This window comes from Sphingomonas sp. (assembly GCF_040398505.1).
In the GTDB taxonomy this organism is placed as follows: Bacteria; Pseudomonadota; Alphaproteobacteria; order Sphingomonadales; family Sphingomonadaceae; genus Sphingomonas.
In genome coordinates this window covers 34,521-42,588 of record NZ_JBBATX010000010.1, presented here as the reverse complement: position 1 = coordinate 42,588, position 8,068 = coordinate 34,521, and the positions used below count along the sequence as shown (strand labels likewise).

Here is an 8,068-nt window from a genome sequence, read left to right as displayed (position 1 = left end):
CGGTGGAGTGGTCTCTAGTCGGGGTGTCCCATTCGGTCAAACGGTTTTTTGCACTTTTCTTTCAATGATGCGTCAAACCCGCAGAAATCCCCGGGTTTAGGGGTCCTTAAAGCCTTGTCGGCTAGTCCCAAATCGATGGACGCCACCGCTAAGCACCCGAATCACACCGCCGATTCGCTGTCGAATCAGCTCCGTAGCGCCGTAATCTGGCGTTCGGGCAGCCAGATTCTCGCACAGCTCGTGCAATGGGCCGCCACCTTCCTCGTGATTCGGATTCTCGACCCGCACGATTACGGGTTGTTCGCGATGACCGGGGTCGTGCTGGTCTTCCTCAACATGCTCAACGGCTATGGTCTGGCGAGCGGGCTGATCCAGAAGCCGGACATTACCCCGCGCGACATCCGCCAGCTGTTCGGGATGCTGCTGCTGCTCAACGGCACACTCGCGCTCGCGCAAGTGCTGATCCTCGCCCCCGCCGCCGCCGCTTATTATCGGCAGCCAATCGTGGCGGACATGCTGCGGGTGCAGGCGCTGCTGTATTTCGCCACGCCCTTCATCGCGCTCCCTTATGCGCTGCTGTCACGGACCTTCGATTTCAGAGGGCAAGCACGCGTCAACATCGTCGCATCGGTGGCGAGCGCCAGCGCCGCTTTGGCCGGCGCAGTGCTTGGACTCGGCGTCTGGACGCTGGTGTTCGCACCGATGGTGCTGTTCGGCGTGCGCGCGATCGGCATGACGATCGCGGCCAAATCGCTGATCTGGCCGAGCTTCGATTTCCGCGGATCCGCCAGCATCGCGCGCTACGGTGGGGTGATGGCGGTTGGCCAGCTCTTCTGGTTCGCGCAAAGCCAGGCCGATGTGTTCATCGCCGGGCGGCATTTCACGCCGCACATGCTGGGCATCTATACCGAGAGCCTGTTCCTGACACAGGTGTTCGTCTCGAAGATCGTGCCGCCGCTCAACGAAGTCGCCTTTTCGGCCTATGCCCGCATCCAGCATGACCGCGCCGCCGTTGCCTTCGCCTTTGCGCGCAGCGTGCGGATCATCATGGTCGCCGCCCTTCCCTTCTATTTCGGGCTGGCGGCGACGGCCGAGCCGCTGGTGCTGACGGTGCTGGGCGAGAAATGGCGCGAAACGGCGTCGGTCGTCCATTTGCTCGCGCTCGCCATGCCGTTCATGACGCTGCAAGTGCTGCTGCAACCGGCGTGCGACGCGCAAGGGCGTCCCGGCATTGGCGTCGGCAACGGCGCAGCGGGCGCGGCGATCCTCGCGATCGGCTTCCTGATCGGCGTGCAATGGGGGGCGACCGGGCTCGCCGCCGCGTGGATCTGCGGCTATCCGCTCTACCTCGGTTTCAGCCTGTGGCGATCGCTACCGGTCATCGGCACGTCGCTGCGCGCGATTGCCGATGCGATTGCGCCGGCTTTGCTTGCTGCGTTGGCGATGGCGCTGGTCGTGACGCTGGTCGATGACATCCTGCCCGTCCTGCATCCGGCACCGCGCTTGCTGATTCTCGTCGGCGTCGGCGCGGCCGTCTATGCTGGCTGGCTGGCGATCTTCGCGCGCGCGGTCCTGCGCGAGCTGCTGGCGGTCGTGCGCAAGCAGCCGATCCCTGCTGCCGCCTGAACGCATTCCGCCGCGGCAAAGCCGCGTCGTCGGTCCTCGCGATGCGAGGCCGTCCGAACTTTCGCCGTCTCAGGTTTAGCTGGCGCTAAACGCGTATGGCTCAAGCACTCTGAATATAGCTCCGCATTGCCTCGGCATCGGCTTCGATCCGGTCGATGCGATATTTGACGAGGTCGCCGATCGACACCAGCCCGATCACGCGCCCGCCTTCGATCACCGGCAAATGGCGGATCCGACGCCGCGTCATCAGCGACAGCGCGCCGATCACCGGTTCGCTCGGCCCGACCGTGATGGCGGGGGCGGTCATTGTGTCGCCGACCTTGCGCGCCATCGCCTCGGCGCCATATTCGGCGATCGCATGGATCACGTCGCGTTCGGAAAAGATCCCGACCACGCTCGCGCCGTCCATCACTGGCACCGCCCCGACGCGCCGCGTCGCGAGCACTGCAACCGCATCGCCGACGCTTTGATGCGCGGTGATCGAAATGACCTCGCGCCCCTTGTTGCTCAGGATTGCCGCGATCGTCATCGTCTCTCTCCGCCTCCGCTCGGGGGTCCGAGTCTGGAGATGCTTGAGGATTCCACGTTTGCGCGCATATGGGAAGCATGACGACTCCCCCCGCATCCAATCCGGGCCTTTCCGACCCCGCTTATGCCGCCTTCGCTTGGGCGCGCTTCCGCCGCATTCTCGGCTGGATGGCGGTGGTGGCGGCGGTGTTCATCGTGGCCGCGATTCTGGTGCTGCAATCTGTGTACGGCCCGATGGGCTGGGTCGCGATTCTCGCGGTGATCGGCGGCGCGGGCGGATCGATCATGCTGGCGGCGGTGCTGATGGGGCTGGTGTTCCTGAGTTCGGGCAGCGGGCATGATGAGGCGGTTGAGGAGATCGACTGAGCTTCGGACCGGCGTTGAAATCCTTACCAAAAATCCGGAAGTTTAGGCTAAGGTTAGGCATAAAACGGGGCGACGGCGTCGCTTCGATCCAACACGCCGGCGGCACGAAGGGGTAGCGTCGATCGCGATGCTATCACCGAGCAATGTCTGTAGGACAGCCCGCTTAGTCCCGATCGGCGCGGCGATAGCCGAAGCTGCGGCTGGCATTGGCGGGGATTTGCACGCTCCACAGTAGCTTGCCGTCCTTGCGCGTGAGCTTGCCCGTCAGCCGCGACATGCGTGCCTGATCCTCGAGCGGAAACTGCGCCTCGAAGCGGACCGGATAGGGGTTGGCGTTGCTGGCGGTGAGGACATAGGCCTCCCAATCCTTGCCGCGCTCGGGATTGTCGCTGTCGAACCTGACCTGCGTCGCATCGGCGATCTGCGCCTCGACGTCCTCGCCGATCGCCTTGTCGTCGATCGACCCTTCGCCGATCAGCAACGACGTGTCTCCGCGCGGCTGAAACACCGCGATCGGCCCGGCCGGGAGCGGCACGCCCAGCCCCGTCTCCTTGCGATTCACCCAGCGCAGCGTGATGCGCGGCGTTTCGGCATCGCCATCCGAATCGACCTTGGCGACATAAACGACTTGCACCGGGACAGCGGGCTTTTCGAGCAACGCGACCTGTTTCTGTGCGAGCGCGGCGACGGTGGTGCGATCGGGCACGCGGTAGAGTTTCAGGTCGCCGAAATCCTCCTGCACGACGCGACGGCTGGCGGTGACGATGATGTCTGCCGACTCTTCGCGCGCAGCCATCATCGCCATCGGGGCCATCACCGGTGGCGGAGGCGGCGGTGCGGGCATCGGGTAGTCGGCTGCAACGCCGAAGCACTGCAGCTCGAATTCCTCAGCCTGGCCATCGCGCCGATACGGCGCGCGGTCCTCGCGTCTGACCTTGCCCGCCACGACCATCGTATCGGCACCCACAAAGCTGGTCGTGTCGCTGCTGGCGAGCGTTACCCAGGCGATCAGATCGGCGCTTTGCCCGCCGGGGCGGAGCGTCGCGACATAATTGGCCTGCCAGTCGAAGCCCCAGGCGAGATACGACAAGGTCACCGTCACGTCAGCGGCGGCGGGCGCGTCTAGTTCGACCGACAGCGTCGGCTTGGCGGAGAGGCCCGCCGGGACCTCAGGATAGATCAGCGAGTCGGTCTGCGGCCCGCAATTGACCGCCTCGAACCCGTCCTTGGTCTGCAGGATCGCCGCGCCGTCAGGCCCCGAGCGGATGATGCCGGGCACCTCCACGACCTTCTTTGCGATCTCGCGCCGGATCGTGACGGGCCGCCCGAAGCTGCGCGCGAACAGGCTGCGCGGGGAGAGCAGATCGGCATCGAGATTCTTCTCGCGGACCCCTTGCGGCAGGCCGGTGACGATCGCGCTTTCGGGCAAGATTCCCGCTGCGACGCCTTCGAAGCGCAGCACGCTGCGCCCGGCGGGGATGCGCACGCGGCGCTGCTCGGTGATGAGCGCATAGCCTTGGAGCCATTCACGATCGATCGCCTCATCGGCATCGCGATCGGGTGCGCGGTAGATCGTCACCGCGACCGTGTCGGGTGCGGGTGAGATGGTTTGGGCGGCAACGGCGAAGGGAAGGAAGACCGTCAGGATCGCAGTCAGCGCCCCGAATTTCGACGTACCGGTCAACCGGATTCCTTCCCCGGCGCAGGCCGGGGCCCAGCATCGCAGCCCGAGAAACGCTAGCGCTGCGTCCAACCTCCGGCGTTTCGCGACTGGGCCCCGGCCTGCGCCGGGGAAGTGTTTCTGTCTATGCAGGCGCATGCCCGCCGCCGCTCAGTAGCGCGTTTCGAAGGTGGCGGTCACGCTCGCCGATCCGTTGGCGGGGACCTTGACCTGCCACACCGCCTCATCGGCATCGGCGCGCGCGCTCTGCTGGCTTTCGCTCACGATCTTCGTATCGTGCCAATAAGTGTCGAGCCCAGCCTGCACCAGTTCGACCGTGGCCTCGCTGCCGCGCGCATTGGTGAGTTTGTAGGTCATCGTCGTGCGCCAGCGGGTAGCCGACAGCGCCTCGCGCTTCTCGACCATTGGCAGCACCTTCACATCGAACGCCTCGCCCGTTTTCAACGCGAGTTTCGAGCCCATCGGCGTGTGCGGGATCGCGCTTTCACCGATGAATTGCGGGTTGCCGCGCGCATCGCGCATATAGACGCGCACCGTGCCCGCCGGGAGTGCATCGCCCAGCCCCCCGTCACGCGACGAGCTGAATTTCAGTACGGTATCGACGCTCACCGCCTCGTCGCGCTTGCCGAGCCACGGGTTGCGATAGAAATACGCCTTGGCCGCCGGTGCCCCACCGACATCGAGGAAGCTGACTTGCTTGGTCTGCGCGTTCGCGATCGTCGTGCGCTCGGCGAGCGGATAGATGTAAAAATCGCCGAGCTGTTCGCGGCCCGCCGTCTCGGTCCCGGCCTGATTGCCGCGCGGGCTGGCCGAGGGGCGCGGGTAATTCGGGCGATAGCCTTCATTGTTCGACTCGCCGACCGCCCCTGCCACGAGCAAGGTCTTCGCCGCCGCGAAGGTGGTGCCGCTGGTGTTGGTCAGCGTGATCCAGCCCTGCACGTCGAGCTTGCCCGCTTTCTCATCGAACAAAGCGACGTAATCCGCCTTCCAGCCAAGCCCGCGCGACAGATAGTTGAGCGTGGCGGGGCGCGTGGCGGGGCTCGCGCTGTCGAGCGTCACCGACAGCGTCGGCCGCGCGCGCAAATTGGCCGGGAGCGACGGGAAGATCACACGCCCGCCATAGCGATCGAGCACTTCGATCCGGGTGCCGATCTGCACCACCGTACCACCGTTATTGGCGAGGATGCGGGCGCTTTCGCGCGTCTCGGCACCGTTTGCGGGGTTGGTGCGGACCAAAGTCACGGTCTGCCCGACCGCCTTGTCCATCAGCTTTTCGGGCGACAGCAGATCATAATCGAAATTCTGTTCGACGATGCCCGTGCCCGCTGCCGTGAGCGTGACCGTCTCGGGCCGGATCGCGGCGGAGACGTCGGCGAATTCCTGGACGCTGCGCCCGCGCGGCAAGCTGAGCTGGCGCGTGTCCTGAATCAGCGCGAGGTCATTATTGTAGATCGTGACCGCGACATCACCTTGCGCGCTGCGGTTCGCCACCGGCGCGAGTTCGGGCGCGGTCTGCGCAAGGGCCGCGATCGGCAGCGTCGCGATTATCGGCAAGAGCGTGGCCGCAAGGGCCCTCAACGTCAGCCGGACCCCAATATCGTGTGCCATCGCGCCTCTCCCGTGTCGCGGTGCTAGGCTATGGATATAACAGGTACGTTACAATGCCATATCTGCCTGCACCGCGCGCACGGTGTGCGATCACTCGGCCGTCGTGGCCGCGCTTGCGGGTGGGCGGCCGCGGCGGCGGCGCGGCTTTTCGGCCACGTCCTCCCCATCGGTGTCGCCCGCGCTCTCGGCGACAGCCGATACATTCAGCGATGGCGGCAGACGTTCCGCCATAAAGCCGACATTCTCGAGACCGGGCGCATCGGTTTCTACTGGCGCGACTTCGCGGCGCGGGCGACCGCGGCCACGGCGCGGTGGCTCGGCGACTTCGGGAGCGTCGGCCGCGACGGCGACGGGCACCTCCTGCTCGACTGGCTCGGCCGGACGCGCGACGCGCTCGGTCCGCTCATACCGCTCGCGGCGGGGCGGGCGCTCATTCTGCTCTTCGCGCGGAGCCTCGGCCTGACGCTCGGAACCGCCCTCGGCCACATTGCCATTGGCGACCGTGCGACCACGATTGTCATAGTCCTGGCCGTTGCCGCGTTGCTGATCAGCGCGACCATCCGACGCGCCATTCTGGTCGCGTTGGGCATTGCCGTTCTGGTTGCCATTCTGCGCATAACCGCGATTACCATCCGGACGCCCGTCTTGGCGCCCGTCTTGGCGATAGCCATTTTGCTGGCCGCGTTGCTGCCCATCGCGATTTTGGCCGTCGCGCGGTTGGTTATCGCGCTGATAGTCGCGATTTTGGCCTTCGCGTTGCGGGCCACGGTTCTGGTCGCCGCGAGTCTGCTCGGGCTGGGGCTGTTCGCCGCGCTCGCCCTCATCCTCATAATCAGGCTCGTCCTCGTCGAGCGTCGCACCCTGGATGCGCCGCGTCGAGACCGCCCCGCCATTTTCCTCAAAGCGAGCGCGCGTTTCGGCGAGCACGCGGAAATAATGGTCGGCGAATTGGAGGTAATATTCGACGTTGACGCGGTCGCCCTGCATCTGCGCGTCGCGCGCAAGCGTCTTGTATTTTTCGAGCAATTGGGCGGCATTACCGCGCGCGCGATTGTCGATGCGATTGCCGCTATCCTGACGACCCGGATTGCCACCCGACGAGCGCTGCTGCTGCCCGCCACGGCCGCGACGGCGACCGGCCTGACGATTATTGATCAAGTTCTTGTTGTCCTGTCTTCAGAAACCAAACCGGCCGTGCTCCAGAATATGGATGCAAATGCCCCCGGCCCGACACCCGCCGATCACACGGCGGAGAGAGCCTGCCACGGTCGCCGGACGACAGCGTTGCCATGACTAAAGGAGCGGACAACAGCCCATTTTCAAAATGTTATTGTGAAAATGCGTGCCCCTGCGCCGTGCAATAGCCGCTTCGCCCACAATCTCCAAGCGGAATGTTGTGACGGCGGGGTGACAAATCATGTCCGCCATGTCGCGATCAGCGCGCGCGGATTGCGGCCGAGGTCATATCGCAGCGCGACCCTAAAGCCTTGGACTTCGAGCAAGGCGGTGACGGCAGCGGCTTGGGTCGCGCCGATTTCGAGGATCGCCGCGCCGCCAGGGGCGAGCAAGGCCGGGAGTTGCGGCGCGATGCTGCGGTAATCGGCGAGGCCGTCGGGGCCAGCGAACAGGGCGATGGCGGGTTCATGGTCGCGCACGTCATCGGGGAGGCTTTCGCCGGTGCCGATATAAGGCGGGTTGGCCAGGATCAGGTCGAAATGCCCGACGAGCCCCGCCGCCCAAGCGCCACGCGCAAACTGCGCCCGCTTGGCCATGCCCAATATCGCAGCATTGCGCTTGGCATAGTCAAGCGCGTCCTCCGAGGTATCGATCCCCACCCCGGTCGCCTCCGACCATTGATCGAGCGCGGCCAGCAGCAACGTCCCCGGCCCCGTCCCCAGATCGAGGATCGTCGCCGGCGCGCGTTCGCGAAAATGCTCGACCGCTGCCTCAAGCAACGTCTCGCTATCGGCACGTGGCACAAGCACGCCGGGGCCGACCGCGAGCTCGATCGTCCAGAAGGCGCGGGTGCCGGTGATGTAGGCAATCGGCTCGTGCGCGAGACGGCGGGCGAGCAGCGCCGCGAAGGCGGTGGGTTCGGGGACGTCGAGGTGCGCGAGGAGCAGCGCTTCGCGCGAAATGCCCAGGGCGTGCGCCATCAGGAGTTCGGCGTCGAGGCGGGGGGTTTCGCTGATCCGGGCGAGGGCGGCGGTTGCGGAAGCGAGCGCAGCCCTGACTCCCTCTCCCCCTTGGGGGAGAGGG

The 8,068-nt window shown here is 65.7% G+C and carries 7 protein-coding genes; 2 read left to right on the top strand and 5 right to left on the bottom strand.

What is annotated here, in order from left to right:
- Positions 1-135: 135 nt before the first annotated feature.
- Positions 136-1,626 (top strand): lipopolysaccharide biosynthesis protein, encoded by a 1,491-nt coding sequence (locus ABWP09_RS02835; protein ID WP_353203648.1) that lies wholly within the window; start codon positions 136-138, stop codon positions 1,624-1,626.
- A 100-nt stretch (positions 1,627-1,726) separates the two neighbouring features.
- Here ABWP09_RS02835 and ABWP09_RS02830 read toward each other — a convergent pair whose 3' ends face one another.
- Positions 1,727-2,155 (bottom strand): CBS domain-containing protein, encoded by a 429-nt coding sequence (locus tag ABWP09_RS02830; protein ID WP_353203647.1) that lies wholly within the window; start codon positions 2,153-2,155, stop codon positions 1,727-1,729.
- A gap of 68 nt (positions 2,156-2,223) precedes the next feature.
- Here ABWP09_RS02830 and ABWP09_RS02825 point away from each other — a divergent pair, with 68 nt between their 5' ends.
- On the top strand, positions 2,224-2,520 hold the full coding sequence (locus tag ABWP09_RS02825; RefSeq protein WP_502959748.1) for a hypothetical protein: 297 nt from the start codon (positions 2,224-2,226) through the stop codon (positions 2,518-2,520).
- Positions 2,521-2,683: 163 nt separating this feature from the next.
- Here ABWP09_RS02825 and ABWP09_RS02820 read toward each other — a convergent pair whose 3' ends face one another.
- From ABWP09_RS02820 to prmC, 4 genes are all read right to left on the bottom strand, one after another.
- Positions 2,684-4,204 carry a DUF4139 domain-containing protein gene (locus ABWP09_RS02820; RefSeq protein WP_353203645.1) on the bottom strand — a complete coding sequence of 507 codons (1,521 nt, stop codon included), beginning with the start codon at positions 4,202-4,204 and terminating at the stop codon, positions 2,684-2,686.
- Positions 4,205-4,351: 147 nt separating this feature from the next.
- Positions 4,352-5,809 (bottom strand): DUF4139 domain-containing protein, encoded by a 1,458-nt coding sequence (locus ABWP09_RS02815; RefSeq protein ID WP_353203644.1) that lies wholly within the window; start codon positions 5,807-5,809, stop codon positions 4,352-4,354.
- A gap of 90 nt (positions 5,810-5,899) precedes the next feature.
- On the bottom strand, positions 5,900-6,967 hold the full coding sequence (locus ABWP09_RS02810; RefSeq protein WP_353203643.1) for a DUF4167 domain-containing protein: 1,068 nt from the start codon (positions 6,965-6,967) through the stop codon (positions 5,900-5,902).
- A gap of 257 nt (positions 6,968-7,224) precedes the next feature.
- Positions 7,225-8,068: peptide chain release factor N(5)-glutamine methyltransferase (prmC, locus tag ABWP09_RS02805; RefSeq protein ID WP_353203642.1), on the bottom strand; the 844-nt coding region annotated here is incomplete at its 5' end.